We start from the raw sequence: 16,097 nt of genomic DNA on the forward strand, positions 1-16,097 counted from the left end.
GGGTGTTGGGTTTAGGTATTAGGTATCACGCAGAGGCTTTTCGACTGCGACGACGTTGTAGCCATTCATAAATCAAATGCCTGTGCAGACTGATAGATCGCCCAACCACCACCAGAATCAGCAATGCCCCAGACAGCGCACTGGAAATTTGGTTTGGCGTACCAATCATTTGCAGACCTTGTTGCAAGTACCCGACCAGTAATACCGCCAAGGCGGTTCCAAGAATGGAGCCGGATCCACCGTAAATATTGGCCCCTCCCAATACCACGGCGGTGATCGCAGGCATCAGGAATGAGGCACCTAAATCAGAGCGTGCGGAGCCGAAATAAGACACCAGCAGAATGGCGGCAATCGCTGAGGCTACCCCTGTCATGGCATACAGCATGCATAAGGTACGGGCGATGGGCAGGGCGCTGTAACGGGCCACCCGGCTGCTTTGCCCAATCAGGAACACGTGACGGCCACTGTGAGTACGGTGCATCAGCAGCCAGAACAGCAGCACACACAGCATAAATATCACTAGTGGTATTGGCAGACCGAATAGGGTTTGGTTGGCAAAATCAGTAAAAGCGGCCGGGAAACCGCCAATCCCCTCATAGCCTGTCGCACCGGAGATACCGGACAACAGTAGGGCACTGCCGCCGAACAGATACAGGGTACCAAGCGTGATGACCAGCGGGTTGACGCCAGTATAGAGAATCAATCCGGCATTAATTAACCCACACAGTGCGCCGACGAGCAGTGTCAGTGGGATCGCCACACTCATCGGCACGCCCGCTTGAAAAACGATGCCCAGAAATATGGCGCACAACCCGATAGTCGAACCGAATGAAATATCGATGCCGCCACTGACAATCACCATGGTCAGCGGCAGCGCCACGATCCCAATGCAGATAAAATCACTCGTACTGAACAGCAGCACATTGATATCCAACATGCGTGAATTCGATAAACCAAATAGCAGGATTTCCAGCACCAGCAGTGCCGCCAGAGTCAGTTCCCATCCATAACGCCGGTATAAATTCATAGTGCCACCTTCTTTTTATTGCTAGCTGCTGGGTTTTTATCGCTAACGATTGGTTTTTTATCACTAATGATTATTCGGGTGGTGAAGCGGGCATATTTCTGTTGGCGAATATTACGCTCAACAGCACAACGCAGACGGCCATCGAATACCAACACCCCCAGCAGCACCAAACCAGCAATAAAGTCATTCCACCAGGCAGGTAGGCGCAGCAACACCAGCACGCTATCGATTTGTGTCAGCAGGAAAGCCCCCAAAATGGCACCGATAATGGTCCCTGTTCCACCAAGTAGGCTGATCCCGCCCAACACGCAGGCGGCAATAGCTTTCATTTCCAGCCCGCTGCCCGTTTGGTTAGGGATAAAACCGATTTGGGAAGCGAAGACGATCCCGGCCAGTGCAGCCATCACGCCGTTCATTGAGAAGGCAAAAATACGGATGCTGTCGGTACGGACCCCCAACTGACGCGCCCCTTGCAAGTTATCCCCCGTGGCATAGAAACTGCGGCCAAAGGCGGTTTTGCCCAACAGCCATGCCATAGCAAGGATCAGCAACATCGTTAGCCAGCCAATGGGCGAGATAGAAAATAGAATGGGGGTTGATAAACTTTTCAGGTCCGCTGGTAATCCTTCGATCCACTTACCGCCTGTTAGCAATAGCATCAGGCCACGGTATAACCCCAGCGTACCCAGGGTGGCGACAATGGCCGGAATGCGCATCCAGGTCACCAGAATACCGTTAAAGAAACCAGCTACCATGCCGATCAACAAGGCGAGCAAGCAGGATGCTGCCAGGCCAAAACCGGCATTAAGTGCCATACCGACGGTCACCGCGCATAAACCGGTGATGGAGCCCACGGAAACGTCGATATTGCGGGTCAACATCACCATGGTGGCTCCGATGGCCAGCAGGATCAGGATCTGTGCGCTGCTAAAAATCATGGTGAAGGTCTGTAAGCTGAAATAGCTGCGGTCAATAATTCCCAGTAGGGCAAATAGGGTGAGAATGGCCAGTAGCGCGGTACCTTCACGATTATTCTGAATAAATTTCAGCATGATGCGCCCTTATTTTCAGCCGAAGAGGCGGTGCCGCCCTGAGGTTCACTAACAGAACGGTGTTCACCAAACGCCATATGCATAATGGTATCGACATTCATTGCCACACCGCTCAGTGCGCCATTGATTTCCCCTTGGTGCATCACCAATACCCGGTCGGCCATTTGTACTACCTCTTCCAGATCGGAAGAGATAAAAATGATCGCGACCTGCTGCTCGGCAATGCTACGGATTAATTGATAAATATCGCTACGGGCAGAGACATCCACCCCTCGGGTCGGTTCATCGATAATCAATAGGAGTGGGTTGGCTTCCAGGCATTTGGCAATCAACAGTTTTTGCTGGTTGCCACCAGATAAAGTGCGGGCCGGTTGTTCGAGATGGTTAAATTTAATGTTCAGTGCCCGCCGGTAACGCTCTAACATGGCCGCCTCCTGTGCTGGTTGGATCCAGAAGCCTTGTCGGTCATGGGTCAGCGCACAGACATTCCAGCTTAATGGCGCATCAAGATAGAGGCCGGATGCTTGTCGATCCTCCGGCAAGTAAACTAAGCCAGACGCCAGGCGGTTGGCGGTTTTCATCGCCGTGATATTCACCTCTTCCAGAATCACGTGGCCGTTGCTGGCAGGCCGTAAGCCATACAGTGTTTCAGCCAGTTCTGTTCTGCCTGCACCAACGACACCCGCCAGTCCAAGGATTTCACCGGCTTGCACATTAAAGGAAATATGCGCGAAACCTTCGCCACTTAAGTCGTGTACTTGTATTACCGGTTGCTGTGATTGAGCACGTGATTGGGCGCGGCGGTTACCGGGCAGTTCCAACCATAATTTCTGGCTATCGGTTAATTCCCCCTTTTTGGCCTCTGGGGTCATGGCCTGAATAATGTCTTCTGTAGAAAAGTCGGCGGTTGCCCCACTCAAGGCAATACCGCCATCGCGCATCACACTGACCCAACCTGCCAGTTGGCGTATTTCAGGTAATTTGTGGGAGATAAACACCACCCCAACGCCTTGCTGCAATAACATGCTAATTTGGCTGAATAAACGGTGGGTTTCAGCAGGAGTTAACGAGGCCGTGGGTTCATCAAGGATCAGAATGCGCGAGTCACGCATCAGGCCGCGCATAATCTCCACCAATTGTTGATCGGCTACATCCAGCGAACCAGCGCTGACCGACAAGTCCAAATGGCAACCTAAGTTTTTCAGCAATTGGGCCATCTTCTTTTTATCGGCTTGATGCTTTGGTAAGCGGAACAGAATATTTTCCTGTACCGATAGATTGGCGAAGAGCATCGGTTCCTGTGGTACCAGATAAATACCTAATTGATGTGCTTTCGCCGGAGTGAGGTTGAGACAGGGCTGACCATTCATCTCAATCACACCAGTATCCGGGGGCAGTACCCCGGCAATGATTTTCATCAACGTGGATTTACCCGCGCCATTTCCCCCCAACAGGGCATGGACCTGACCGGGCTGCAGAGTAAAGTCGATACTTTTCAATACCACTACGCCAGAAAACTGTTTGCTGATACCACGTACTTGGAGCAGGGGCGGCGGTGTGGCAACGGTGTGCGGCATCAGTAGCTCCTGGTAGTTTGATGGAAAAGGTTTGTTGAACAAAAATATTTTTAATTTAAAAGTGTTCAAAAAAGATAGCTGTACAATCCGATTTATGGCGTAACCAAGATCACAATTTTATGAATAAAAAAATTTTAATTAAAATATGTTCAATTATGCTAATTAAGCTGATAGCGTAGTTATCAATTAAGATTAAACATTCATTACGCAGTTGCTTTAGTCGGTGGCGAACCGATGGACAGTGAGAAAAAGAGATAAACAGGCAAGAAAGCGGCAATAAGAGAACAATCGGCAATGATAAAAGAAAAACCAGCAGTAAAAGACAAACCCCTGTCGTCCAACGACGAATACAAATATCCGGGTAATAGCATGAGTGAAGAGGAACTGCTCGCTCGCATTGCGTGGTTTTATTATCACGATGGCTTAACACAAGGGGATATTGGTGAATTGCTGGGGCTGACTCGGCTTAAAGTCTCCCGATTATTGGAGAAAGGCCGGCAGTCCGGGGTGATCCGCGTCCAGATTAATTCGCGCTATGAAGGCTGTCTGGAACTGGAAAATACCCTGCAACAGCATTTTGGCCTGAAGCATATCCGTATTCTACCGTCTTTGGCCTCCCTCAGTATCAGTAGCCGGTTGGGTATTGGTGCCGCCCATTTATTAATGGCGCTGATACAACCGCAACAACTTTTAGCCGTTGGTTTCGGTGAGACCACCATGTGCGCCTTGCAACATTTGAGTGGTTTTATCGCATCACAACAGGTCCGCTTAGTGACGTTATCCGGCGGTGTCGGCTCCTATATGACGGGGATTGGTCAGTTGGATGCGGCCTGCCAGGTCAGTATCATTCCGGCCCCGCTGCGTGCCTCAAATGCCCATGTTGCCGACACGTTTCGCCAGGAAAACAGCGTCCGAGATGTGATGCTAGCCGCCTGCGCGGCAGATATTGCGGTCGTTGGGATCGGTTCGGTTAATCAGCAAAAAGAAGCCACAATTTTGCGTTCGGGCTATATCAGCGAAGGTGAGCAACTGATGTTTAGCCGTAAAGGCGCGGTTGGGGATATCCTCGGTTACTTTATCCAAGCCGATGGCGCGTTGGTGCCAGATATGCAGATTCATCAGGAGTTGATTGGTATTTCGTTGGCTGATTTAACCACCATCCCAACCGTGATTGGTGTTGCAGGGGGGGTAGAAAAAGCGGATGTGATTGTCGCAGCGCTGCGGGGGAGGTATGTGAATGCGTTGGTGACGGATGAGGTGACGGCGCGTGCAATCATTAACTTACTTTAATTGGGTGATTGGCTATTTCACTTGCCAGTTTGAGATTGGGCAGTGCTCGTGACCGTCACAGACTGTGTGTAGGCTCCGATCTCTGCGCGCGGTCCCACAGGCAACTTGAAATATGACGGGTAAACACTGCGGTGACGCCAAATAAGCAGGGTATTCAAGAGGAGCGCGCAATGAGTCAACTCGATACGACTACCCCATCAGGTGATTACTTGATGGCGCTGGATGCCGGTACCGGCAGTGTCCGGGCGGTGATATTTGATCTTAATGGTAATCAGATTGCCGCCGGGCAGGCGGAGTGGCTGCATCTGCCGGTACCCGATGTTCCGGGGTCGATGGAGTTTGATTTAACCACCAATTGGCAACTCACGTGCCAGTGTATCCGCCAGGCACTGCATTTGGCTAAGTTACCGGCCAGTGCTATCCGTGCTGTCGCTGCCTGTTCAATGCGTGAAGGGATCGTACTCTATGATCGCAGTGGAACCCCGATCTGGGCCTGTGCCAATGTGGATGCTCGCGCCAGCCGTGAAGTCAGCGAATTAAAAGAGCTGCACAATAATGGATTTGAGTTAGAAGTCTATCAATGCTCCGGCCAGACGCTGGCACTGAGTGCCATGCCCCGGTTGTTGTGGTTGGCGCACTATCGGCCCGATATTTATCGTCAGGCAGGAACACTGACCATGATCAGTGACTGGCTGGCCAATATGCTCAGTGGGGAGCTGGCGGTCGATCCCTCCAACGCGGGGACCACGGGTATGCTGGATCTCGTCACCCGTAACTGGCAACCGAACTTGCTGGAAATGGCCGGGTTACGTGCGGATATTCTCTCGCCAGTGAAAGAGACAGGCACCTTGCTGGGCCATGTCACGGCGAAGGCCGCGCAAGAATGTGGTTTGCTGGCCGGAACGCCGGTGGTGATGGGCGGTGGCGATGTACAACTGGGTTGTTTGGGGTTGGGAGTGGTGCACGCAGGCCAGACGGCGGTATTGGGCGGTACTTTCTGGCAGCAGGTGGTTAATTTACCGCAGCCGATTATTGATCCCAATATGAATACCCGAATAAACCCTCATGTTATCCCCGGTATGGTTCAGGCGGAGTCCATCAGCTTCTTTACTGGTCTGACAATGCGCTGGTTCCGTGATGCGTTTTGCGCCGAAGAAAAATTACTGGCGCAGCGATTGGGGATTGATACCTACAGTTTATTGGAGGATATGGCCGCCAGGGTTCCCGCCGGTGCTTATGGGGTTATGCCTATCTTCTCTGATGTGATGCGTTTTAAATCTTGGTATCACGCTGCGCCTTCATTTATTAACCTCTCACTCGATCCTGAAAAATGTAATAAAGCCACGTTATTCCGTGCGCTGGAAGAGAATGCGGCCATCGTCTCGGCCTGTAATTTAGCGCAAATTGCTGAATTCTCTGGCGTGAAAGCCTCGTCGGTGGTTTTTGCTGGCGGCGGCGCGAAAGGCAAACTGTGGAGCCAGATTCTGGCTGATGTCACCGGTGTTCCGGTGAAGGTGCCGGTGGTCAAAGAAGCAACCGCATTAGGCTGCGCGATTGCCGCCGGTGTTGGTGTCGGCCTATATGAAGCATTGGATAAAACCGGCGAGCGGCTCGTGCGCTGGGAGCGGGAATACATCCCGAATACTGAGCATAAAGCGCTCTATCAAGCGGCAAAAACTAACTGGCAAGCGGTGTATACCGATCAACTGGGGCTGGTGGATTGTGGGTTGACGACGTCTCTTTGGAAGGCTCCTGGCCTCTAAAGTTGACTACCTCCATTAATTGACAGCGAAAAGCGGTCAGCTTGGGCTTCGGGGCAGTGCTCGCCACCGTCACGTACTGCGTGTACGCTCCGTTGGTCGTGCGCTGGTCGCTCCAAACTGCCTACGCCGATAACGTCAATTGGATCAGATGGCTGATAAAGTTGAATGAAGGGGAAACTCGCTGCGGTCACCCCTTCACTCACTGGGCGGGTAAATAACCTTATTGATCGCCTGTTTTATTTATTCCGAAAGAGGGCTTCTATCAATGACTTTTAACATATTCATATGCTAAAACGATTGCCATGCTGCAAACCCCTGATATAGCATAATTGCCCTCTTTCGTTGCCAATGACGGCGCATCCTCTGATGGCGCACCCCATGATAAATACATCAAATAAGACAGCATCACCTGCCGAGCAACTGTCTGCTCCCGCTTCTCAAACCGGTGCAAGCCACTTGCCGGAAGTGCTGCGGGAGAAAAAGCATGTTGCGCGCATTTTAGTGATTAAATTACGGCATTTCGGCGATGTTTTACTGACTACTCCACTACTGAATACGCTGAAAGCCAATTATCCGCAGGCTAAAATCGATGTACTGCTGTATGGCGGTACGCAGGATATGTTGCGTGAAAATAAAACGATTAATCATGCATTTATTGTTGATCGGAGCCTGAAACATGCAGGATTAAAGGCACAACTCAGTGGCGAAAAAGCACTGTTTAACGCCTTGAAAAAACAACATTATGATTTGATTCTTAATTTATCCGATCAATGGCGGGCTGCGGCGTATTGCCGCTTGTTAAAGCCCACTTTTAGTATCGGTTTCCACTACCCGAAACGGGACACTTGGCTCTGGCGTTACTGCCATTCCACATTGGTTGAGATCCCTAATGCTGCAGAACGGCACACGGTACTCAATAATCTGGATATTCTTTCACCACTACAACTGACCGATATCAGTACCGACGTCACTATGGCCTATGGGCCGCATGATATCGAGCGGGCAAAACAGTTGTGCCAACAGCATAATATTGAAAACTATATTTTGATTCAGCCTTCCGCCCGCTGGAAATTCAAAACCTGGGCCAGCGAATCCTTCAGTGAATTGATTAACCATCTCATCCAACAAGGTGAAACTGTTCTGCTGACGGGCAGTAACGATCAAGCTGAATTGGATTACATCGCTGAGATTATTGCTGGCTGTACACAACCGGAAAAGGTGATCAATTTATCGGGTCAATTGGCATTGCCTGAACTGGCGGTCTTGATTGATAACGCCAAGTTATTTATTGGTGTTGATTCTGTGGCAATGCATATGGCTGCTGCGTTACAGACACCAGCGGTGGTACTATTTGGCCCGAGTAATCTTAATCAATGGCACCCGTGGCAGGCCCCACATACTTTACTCTGGGCTGGCAATTACCGTACTTTGCCGCATCCCAATGAAATAGATACTGATACAACGGATCGCTATCTGAACGCAATCCCAGTTAGTGATGTCATAGACGCAGTTGATTCCTGGCGAGTTGCCAAAGGGAATTAGTGGGTCAGTCGCTTTATTGTTCTTAACCAGCTCGAGCTGAGAAAATTATGACAACTTTATCACCGGCAATTCCGGCCAATCGCCGTAGTGAAATGCTGTGCAGCATAGCGGCGTTACTCTTAGGTATTAGTATGCCAACGAATAATCAGCTAATGAGTGTTTCATTGGTTCTGATTATTATCAGTTTGATCATTAACCGAAAATCCCTTGATTTTAAACCGTTGCTCACCAGTCCATTAGTCTATCTACCGGCGGTTATGTTTGTGTTGCTAGCATTATCATTGCTGTATCAAAACAACAGCTATGGCCCGGATATGGTCGGAAAATATAAGAAACTTCTTTATATCTTGCCACTGGCCCTGTTCTTTATGAACCAGCCACGGTTGATAAAACTGTTCTGTACCGGGTTTCTCGTCGCTAATGCTGTCATATTGGCCGGATCTCTGGCCGTGGGTGTTTTACACATGCCGTTGAGTGGTGTGGACCCCACTAACCCGACCATTTTTAAACTGCAAATTACCCAAAACTTCTTTATGGCGCTGGCGGCGCTACTCTGGCTGGTTCTGGCATTTCAAAATCAGGGGTGGAAACGTTGGGGCTACAGTGTGTTAGTGGTGGCCGCAAGTTACAGCATCTTATTCTTGGTATTGGGCCGCACTGGTTATGTTGCCTTAATAGTCGGTTTAGGGGTATGGCTATTTTTCTCTCTGGGCAATCGCCAGCGGTTAACACTGGTTGTTCTCGGCGCATTGGCCTTTGCTGCCCTGATCTTTATCCCCAACAAAGCCACAGACCGTATCGTACAGGGCGTTGATGAGATAAACGTGTGTATGGCTGCACCAGCAGCTGATGCTGCGGACGCATGTAATTCTTCAATGGGGCAGCGTTCTGCTTTTGTGGTTGAATCCGCCCGGTTAATTAAAGAATCACCTATTCTTGGTCATGGCGCGGGTGGTTTTTATTATGAAAATAAAGAAGTGGACTACAAAGTCAATAATCCGCACAACCAGTATCTACTGGAAACGATTCAATCAGGTGTGATTGGTCTATTAATCTTTTTGGCGTGGGTTATCTGCTGTTATCGTGTTATTTGGCAGCAAACACCGGCTCTGCGTAATGTGCTGCTGGCCGTATTGACCAGTTATATGGCATGTAACTTCTTCAATTCATTCCTGCTGGATTCGTCTGAAGGCCACTTGTTTATGATTTTTGTGGCGGTCCTGGCGGGCTATTCGGTGAGCGGTTCTCAACCCATAGCAGGTAAACGGCTGCTAACGTAGCAGAGGGATGTAATAAATATTTTTTGTTTAACAGCGGCACCCTTTATAGGTGCCGTTTAACATTAATGGCCTGATGAACAAATTGTACTCATTATGTGGATTTATCCCATCTGAATGACTATGGTTATGTTGGCCATGCGGCAGCCGTTACCCGCAATGCTGTGGATTATTGATTTTTATTAGGATGAACTGCAGGGAAAATTATTCTTGTCACGTCATCAGAACCGATCTTAAAAAATAACCGATAGTGAGTAGCGACGTTAATGCTATCTTGCTATCGGTTATTTGTCTTTATAGGGATATTATTTTTTTATTTGGTAATGTAGCAGTATTAATGGCGTTTATTTACGGGAATAGCTTGATCTGAGCCAGTTAGTTGGGTCCGTCAGACAGCAATGCCAAGGGTTTTTGGGATGGCAGTTACAGAGCAAACGCTTTAATCTGTGTGTTTCTAATGCATAATATATTTATTGGTATTGACTCTATAGTTGCTTGGGTATAAATCTATCAATTTGAATTTTATACATTTTTAGGTAAGAGGTTTTGGCGCGTCGTTTTTAGTGTCGCAATGTGATGCACTGAGATAAAAAGGATGACTGAGTGAAATATATTTATGGAGTGTGCTTCTTACTGATAGTCACGTTGACCACGCTTTTTGCATTTCAAAATAGCGGTACTGTGAATTTATCATTACTCTTTACACAAATAACGCTACCCATGTCAGTGTTAATTGTGATGATCTATTTTCTAGGGATGTTTACCGGGGGGTTATTAATCACACTGTTAAGGGCACTGATGCGCAATATGACGCAAAAAACAGATAAAAAAGTGTGAATAGATAATCTGCATAAGAATTTTAAAAACCTGACTCAACGAGATCTTACAGTGAAGATAAAAACAGTAGTCACTCTGCTCATTACGTTCCTTCTCGCCGCCTGCGACAGAACGCCTCCTGAAACCGTCGAAAGTGTGCGCCCAGTAAAAATCTTTATGGTGGAAGATAGCGGGCAAAATGGTACCCGTTATTTCCCGGCCAGGCTGCAAGCGGGTGATGAAACCCAACTCTCCTTTAAACGGGGCGGGCAACTGCAAGAGTTGTTGGTCCGTGAAGGGGAACAGGTGAAGAAAGGACAAAAAATTGCCATGTTGAACGATACTGATTTGAGTTTAAGAGTCAGGGATCGTCAATCAACCTTCAATCTGGCCCGCGATCAGTTTAATCGCTTTAACACCTTGCAAGGCCGCAGCGCTGTATCGCGTGCCGACCTGGATATTCGCCGTGCAGAGATGGAGTCAGCGCAAGCGGCTTTAGACATTGCGCGTAAAGAGCTTAGCGATGCGACAATTATCGCACCTTTCGATGGCATCATTGCCAATGTGAATGTACGTAATCACCAGGTTATGGCTGCTGGTCAGCCTGTTGCGACCTTGAGTGCGCTGGATACGTTGGATGTGGTATTCAGTGTCCCAGAGCGTCTGTTTACTACGCTGGACATCAGCAACCGTAACTACAAGCCAACGGTATTACTGAACCATATGCCAGGGCGTGAGTTTATTGCTGAATATAAAGAACACACCACTTCGACGACCTCTGCTTCACAGACTTTCCAGGTCACGCTGACGATGAAACGCCCAGCAGATATGCCATTGCTTTCCGGTATCAGTGGCCGGGTCAGAATTAACTCCGGTAATTTGTCTGGCACCGACCATCCAACCATCATTGTTCCGGTGGAAGCCGTATTTAACCCCGACCATGCGCAGTTGAATGATGCCCGAGTGTGGGTCATTAAGAATGATAATGACCAAATGCACGTAGAAGAACGCAAAGTGCAGGTGGGGCAACTCGTGGAAAACGGTATTCAAGTGACCTCTGGCCTGGCTGATGGCGAACAAATTGTTGCCGCAGGTACCGGTGAGCTTCGCCCACAACAAGTTGTCCGGGCTTGGGTTCGTGAGCGAGGTCTCTAATGAAGCTGACTGATAATTTTATCAATAATAATACCCGTATCTGGCTAACGATTCTGTTGCTGGGTATTGGTGGCATTATTGCCTATCTCAATATAGGCAGGCTGGAAGACCCGGCTTTTACCATCAAAACTGCGGTCGTTGTCACCCGCTATGATGGCGCATCGGCACAACAGGTTGAAGAAGAAGTCACGCTACCGTTGGAGAATGCCATTCAGGAACTCTCCTATGTGGATGACGTAACCTCCATTTCCAGTGCCGGTTTATCGCAGATAACCATCAACATTCGTGCGCAATACGGCGCGAATGAGTTACCGCAAATCTGGGATGAGCTGCGGCGTAAAATTAGCGATAACAGTATTCGCCTACCACCAGGGGCCAGTGCCCCAATGGTCAATGATGATTTTGGCGATGTTTACGGTTTCTTCTTCTCACTGACCGGTGACGGCTACAGCAATCAGGATCTGCGTAATTTTGCCGAGCAATTGCGGCGTGAATTAGTGTTGGTGCCTGGTGTGGGTAAAGTCGGCATCGTGGGTATTTTACCGGAAGAAGTTCAGGTAGAAATTTCCCGTGCGCAGATGACGGCCGCGGGTATTACGCCGCAGCAGCTATCCGACTTGCTGAGTCGCCAAAACGTCGTGTCCGATGCGGGCCAGTTGCAGGTGGGCAGTGAGTCGATTCGCTTACACCCGACTGGCGAATTCCAAAGCGTACAAGAGCTGGGGAATTTACTGGTCAGCCAACCTGGTAGCCCAAAAAGTGTCTATCTGCGCGATATTGCCACGGTAACTCAAGGCTTTGGTCATTCACCGACCAATATTTATCGCGCGAATGGTCAACCGGCATTGGCGTTAGGGATCTCGTTCGCTCCCAATGTTAACGTGGTAAATGTCGGGAACGCGATTAAAACCCGTCTGGCGCAGCTTGAAGGTGAGCGCCCGTCCGGGATGCATATCAATGTGTTCTACGATCAGTCTAAGGAAGTTGAAGGTGCGGTTAACGGCTTCATTCTTAACTTCTTGCTGGCACTGTTGATTGTTGTCGTTACCCTGCTGATCTTTATGGGGGTACGCAGCGGCGTGGTTATTGCCATCTCGCTGGCACTTAACGTACTCGGAACGTTGCTCATCATGTGGCTGTTTAACATCGAGCTACAACGGGTATCGTTAGGGGCGCTGATCATTGCGCTGAGTATGCTGGTGGATAACGCCATCGTGGTGGTGGAAGGGGTGGTCGTTGGGCGTCAGCGCGGCGATAGCATTTCTACTGCTATCGGTAATGTGGTGAAACGCTCGAAGATGCCGTTGCTGGGTGCGACCATCATTGCCATTCTCGCCTTTGCGCCTATCGGCCTGTCCAATGATGCTACCGGTGAATACTGTAAGTCGCTATTCCAGGTGTTGCTCATCTCGTTAATGTTGAGCTGGATCACTGCGTTAACCTTAACGCCAGTGTTTGCCAAGTGGGCATTCCAGAACCAAAAACAGCCTGAAGCTGATGCGGATAAGCCGGTTAAACAACCGTATGACGGCTGGCTATTCCGCTATTATCGGGTGGTGTTGAATAAATTACTACAACACCGCAGTATTACATTGGTGCTATTGGTCGCGTTGTTAGTAGCGTCGGTTATCGGTTTTGGTCATGTTCGGCAGAGCTTCTTCCCACCATCTAACACGCCAATCTTCTTTGTGGATATTTGGCTGCCTTATGGTACGGATATCAGCTACACCGAAGAGATTGCTGCCAAAATTGAACAGCATATCAAGCAGCAAAAAAATGTAGCGGATACCATGGCGACCATTGGCCAGGGCGCAATGCGCTTTATGCTGACCTACAATGGTCAACGTCATTATCCTAACTATGCACAGGTGATGGTTCGTACTGAGCAACTGGATCAAATACCGGGCTTGATTGATGAGATCGAGTCATATATGCATGACGAATATCCGCAGGTTGATGCACAGATCAAACGCATCATGTTCGGGCCGTCAAACAACAGTTCTATTGAAGCCCGCTTTATCGGCCCAGATCCAGATGTGCTACGCACCTTGGCAGCACAGGCGGAGCAGGCGATTATCGCTGATCCAATGGCCGATGGTGCAAGGCATGACTGGCAGGATCGTAGCAAGATGATCCGGCCACAATTCTCCGATTATCTGGGCCGCGAGTTGGGGGTCGATAAACGCGAGGTGGATGGTACGTTGCGCATGAGTTTTGGTGGCTTACCGGTTGGGTTATACCGCGATGGTACCCGCCTGATGCCTATTGTCCTACGCACACCGGACTCTGAGCGCCTCAATGCCGAGCGGTTGAACGATGTGATGGTCTGGAGCCAGGCGCGCCAAGCCTTTATCCCGATCGACAACGTGGTCACCAGTTTTGAAACCGAGTGGGAAGATCCACTGATTATGCGTCTGGATCGTAAGCGGACACTGACGGTACAAACGGATCCAACCCATCAGGGCGGTGAGACCTCTTCTGAGTTGTTGCAACGGATCAAGCCGGGCGTTGAAGCCATTACCTTGCCACGGGGCTATGAACTGGAGTGGGGTGGCGATTACGAAAGTACCAAAGAAGCACAGCGGGGTATTTTCATTAGCTTGCCGATCGCGTTTCTGCTTATGTTTGTTGTGACCGTGCTGATGTTTAGCTCGGTGCGTAATGCACTGGCTATTTGGCTGACGGTACCACTGGCATTAATTGGTGTGACCTTCGGCTTCCTACTGACGGGGATTCCGTTCGGCTTTATGGCTTTGCTGGGGTTATTAAGCCTGAGTGGGATGTTGATCCGTAACGGTATTGTACTGGTCGAAGAGATTGGTCTACAGCGGCAAGAGAAACCGTTGCGTGAGGCGATTATCGATGCTTCCACCGCGCGTTTACGGCCTATCATGCTGACCGCATTTACCACCGTATTGGGGCTGGCTCCGCTGCTGAGCGATGCCTTCTTCCAGAGTATGGCGGTGGTGATTATGTTTGGCTTGGGCTTCGCGACAGTACTGACATTGCTGGTACTGCCAGTGATTTACAGCAGTATGAATCCAGAGCCTAAAGAAAAGATCCACGATGAGCCAGTGAGTGAATAATTAACCACTTTGGGTTATAGGCCCTAAAAGTAATTTCAGCAGCCCCGGTCAGTCACGGGGCTGTTTTTTTCTGACTAATCCCACTGTTCCGCTTTTCTCTCCATTGATTTTTCTGCTTTTCTCTCCATTGATAGGTAATTCCCTGAAAAGTCGGTGTGCCCATAAGTCTAATTTTCTCGTAATCTGAACCGGGGAGAGTTCTATTACCCGCAGGGTAGCGAAGCTCATAAATCACGCTTTACCAACAGCCAGATAATGGTAATCCTGAAGCAGGCCGAGGTAGGTACACCCGTTTCTGAGCTGTACCATAAACATGGTATGAGCAACGCCAGTTTCTACAAGTATCCTGATCCCACTAAAAGTATGGGTATTACCTCACCATGATTTTTGCTGGGACGTAGGTAAACTCTCCAGTACCCGGCAGGCTGTTTAACAGATTGCTGACGTGTTGAATGTTCATGACAAGTTTACTTGTACACAATGAGGTTATTATGTCTGCGATTGAACAGTTAGCTTATTATCAAGAAAAACTCGCTTACGAAACAGACTCATGGGATCTGTATCTGGCAATCAAGAATGGTGAAAATGTTGTCGTCGTGGACGGCCGCAGTAAAGAGGCTTACCAGCGCGAACATATACCTGGTGCCATTAATGTTCCTCATAAAGAGATTTGCTTCAATAACACAACGGAATTAGATAAATCAAAGAGTTATATCTGTTATTGCGACGGTATTGGCTGCAATGCCTCAACTAAAACTGCAATGAAATTGTTGACGCTGGGCTTCCAAGTAAAAGAATTGCTCGGTGGACTGGATTGGTGGAAACGCGATGGTTATATCACTGAGGGGATTGAGGGCAAAGAAGGCACGCCGGTAGCCTGCGGCTGCTGATGTACCCGTCATACTTCAAATTGCATATGTGTTGGCTGTCTTCGTTACTCGGCTAATTCATGGGCCTCGTCTCTGCGACGTACAACTTTGTGCTGCGCCATTGGTTGAGGGAACGTTGGCGGAACAGGCTGAGCAGCACATGGGCATGGCATCCGCTGCCATTTTCGGCGCACATGGAATGCTGATTGATGACGAAGAGTTACATCAGGCCATGGCTGCACGTATTGAACACCAACGAGTTTGTGCGGAATCAGCATTACAGGATGAGTTGCTAGCAATGGTGGCTGACTATCAGGCGCTGGATGACGAATATTTACAGGTTCGTGAACTGGATATCCGCGATATTCTTAACCGGACATTAGGCCATCTGACCGGGCTACCGCCAGTACCGCTCTCACTGAACAGTAAGGTTTTGCTGCTGGCCGAGGAGTTACTTCCTTCACAAATGGTAGGACTGGATCGCCAGCAGATAAAAGGTATCTGTTTAAGCAAAGGGCATATTCTTTCTCACAGCGCTATGTTGGCCGAAGCGCTGGATATTCCGATGATGCTCAATGTGATCGGCTGCCTGGAAGCTAAATAACTGCGCCGAATAGTAGATCACTGAGGGAACTCAATCCGG

General features: G+C 49.2%; 11 protein-coding genes and 3 pseudogenes. 10 read left to right on the top strand and 4 right to left on the bottom strand.

Annotated elements, in window-relative coordinates; translation table 11 throughout:
* Nucleotides 1-25: 25 nt before the first annotated feature.
* The 4 genes and pseudogenes from lsrD to AC971_RS22280 form a co-directional block, all read right to left on the bottom strand.
* Nucleotides 26-1,027: an autoinducer 2 ABC transporter permease LsrD gene (gene lsrD / locus AC971_RS19365; protein ID WP_025382479.1), complete on the bottom strand. Its 1,002-nt coding sequence runs from the start codon at nt 1,025-1,027 to the stop codon at nt 26-28.
* Nucleotides 1,024-2,079: an autoinducer 2 ABC transporter permease LsrC gene (gene lsrC / locus AC971_RS19370; RefSeq protein WP_025382480.1), complete on the bottom strand. Its 1,056-nt coding sequence runs from the start codon at nt 2,077-2,079 to the stop codon at nt 1,024-1,026. The genes lsrD and lsrC overlap by 4 nt, the downstream gene beginning before the upstream one ends.
* Nucleotides 2,073-3,656 (bottom strand): autoinducer 2 ABC transporter ATP-binding protein LsrA, encoded by a 1,584-nt coding sequence (lsrA, locus tag AC971_RS19375; protein WP_025382481.1) that lies wholly within the window; start codon nt 3,654-3,656, stop codon nt 2,073-2,075. Before lsrA ends, lsrC begins: the two co-directional genes overlap by 7 nt.
* Before the next feature lie 109 nt (nt 3,657-3,765).
* A pseudogene (locus AC971_RS22280) lies at nt 3,766-4,027 on the bottom strand (hypothetical protein).
* Here AC971_RS22280 and lsrR point away from each other — a divergent pair.
* From lsrR to AC971_RS19425, 10 genes and pseudogenes are all read left to right on the top strand, one after another.
* Nucleotides 3,951-4,946 carry a transcriptional regulator LsrR gene (lsrR, locus tag AC971_RS19380; protein ID WP_025382482.1) on the top strand — a complete coding sequence of 332 codons (996 nt, stop codon included), beginning with the start codon at nt 3,951-3,953 and terminating at the stop codon, nt 4,944-4,946. The pseudogene AC971_RS22280 and the gene lsrR sit on opposite strands and share 77 nt — an antisense overlap.
* A gap of 170 nt (nt 4,947-5,116) precedes the next feature.
* Nucleotides 5,117-6,709, top strand: a complete 1,593-nt coding sequence (lsrK, locus tag AC971_RS19385) for an autoinducer-2 kinase (RefSeq protein ID WP_002230543.1) — start codon at nt 5,117-5,119, stop codon at nt 6,707-6,709.
* A gap of 378 nt (nt 6,710-7,087) precedes the next feature.
* Complete coding sequence (rfaQ, locus tag AC971_RS19390) at nt 7,088-8,251, top strand: putative lipopolysaccharide heptosyltransferase III (RefSeq protein WP_038402114.1); 1,164 nt, start codon at nt 7,088-7,090, stop codon at nt 8,249-8,251.
* A gap of 47 nt (nt 8,252-8,298) precedes the next feature.
* Nucleotides 8,299-9,531 (top strand): O-antigen ligase family protein, encoded by a 1,233-nt coding sequence (locus tag AC971_RS19395; RefSeq protein ID WP_025382484.1) that lies wholly within the window; start codon nt 8,299-8,301, stop codon nt 9,529-9,531.
* A 600-nt stretch (nt 9,532-10,131) separates the two neighbouring features.
* On the top strand, nt 10,132-10,365 hold the full coding sequence (locus AC971_RS19400) for a lipopolysaccharide assembly protein LapA domain-containing protein (protein ID WP_002209198.1): 234 nt from the start codon (nt 10,132-10,134) through the stop codon (nt 10,363-10,365).
* A gap of 51 nt (nt 10,366-10,416) precedes the next feature.
* Nucleotides 10,417-11,499, top strand: a complete 1,083-nt coding sequence (locus AC971_RS19405) for an efflux RND transporter periplasmic adaptor subunit (protein ID WP_002209199.1) — start codon at nt 10,417-10,419, stop codon at nt 11,497-11,499.
* The gene (locus AC971_RS19410; protein ID WP_025382485.1) at nt 11,499-14,585 is read left to right on the top strand and encodes an efflux RND transporter permease subunit; all 3,087 of its coding nucleotides are present in this window, start codon (nt 11,499-11,501) and stop codon (nt 14,583-14,585) included. The genes AC971_RS19405 and AC971_RS19410 overlap by 1 nt, the downstream gene beginning before the upstream one ends.
* Before the next feature lie 183 nt (nt 14,586-14,768).
* Nucleotides 14,769-14,930: pseudogene (locus AC971_RS25660) on the top strand (transposase); the annotation flags it as partial.
* A 146-nt stretch (nt 14,931-15,076) separates the two neighbouring features.
* On the top strand, nt 15,077-15,475 hold the full coding sequence (locus AC971_RS19420) for a rhodanese-like domain-containing protein (protein ID WP_025382486.1): 399 nt from the start codon (nt 15,077-15,079) through the stop codon (nt 15,473-15,475).
* Between the two features lie 115 nt (nt 15,476-15,590).
* Nucleotides 15,591-16,058: pseudogene (locus tag AC971_RS19425) on the top strand (phosphoenolpyruvate-utilizing N-terminal domain-containing protein); the annotation flags it as partial.
* Nucleotides 16,059-16,097: the final 39 nt, after the last annotated feature.

It is taken from the genome of Yersinia similis, assembly GCF_001053095.1.
GTDB classification, from domain to species: Bacteria; Pseudomonadota; Gammaproteobacteria; order Enterobacterales; family Enterobacteriaceae; genus Yersinia; species Yersinia similis.

Bases quoted from the DNA above. Each gene is read 5' to 3' on its own strand.
- AC971_RS19395 (WP_025382484.1), top strand. From the start codon at position 8,299: ATGACAACTTTATCACCGGCAATTCCGGCCAATCGCCGTAGTGAAATG.
- lsrK (WP_002230543.1), top strand. From the start codon at position 5,117: ATGAGTCAACTCGATACGACTACCCCATCAGGTGATTACTTGATGGCG.
- lsrA (WP_025382481.1), bottom strand. From the start codon at position 3,656: ATGCCGCACACCGTTGCCACACCGCCGCCCCTGCTCCAAGTACGTGGT.
- AC971_RS19420 (WP_025382486.1), top strand. From the start codon at position 15,077: ATGTCTGCGATTGAACAGTTAGCTTATTATCAAGAAAAACTCGCTTAC.
- lsrD (WP_025382479.1), bottom strand. From the start codon at position 1,027: ATGAATTTATACCGGCGTTATGGATGGGAACTGACTCTGGCGGCACTG.
- AC971_RS19410 (WP_025382485.1), top strand. From the start codon at position 11,499: ATGAAGCTGACTGATAATTTTATCAATAATAATACCCGTATCTGGCTA.
- lsrR (WP_025382482.1), top strand. From the start codon at position 3,951: ATGATAAAAGAAAAACCAGCAGTAAAAGACAAACCCCTGTCGTCCAAC.
- lsrC (WP_025382480.1), bottom strand. From the start codon at position 2,079: ATGCTGAAATTTATTCAGAATAATCGTGAAGGTACCGCGCTACTGGCC.
- rfaQ (WP_038402114.1), top strand. From the start codon at position 7,088: ATGATAAATACATCAAATAAGACAGCATCACCTGCCGAGCAACTGTCT.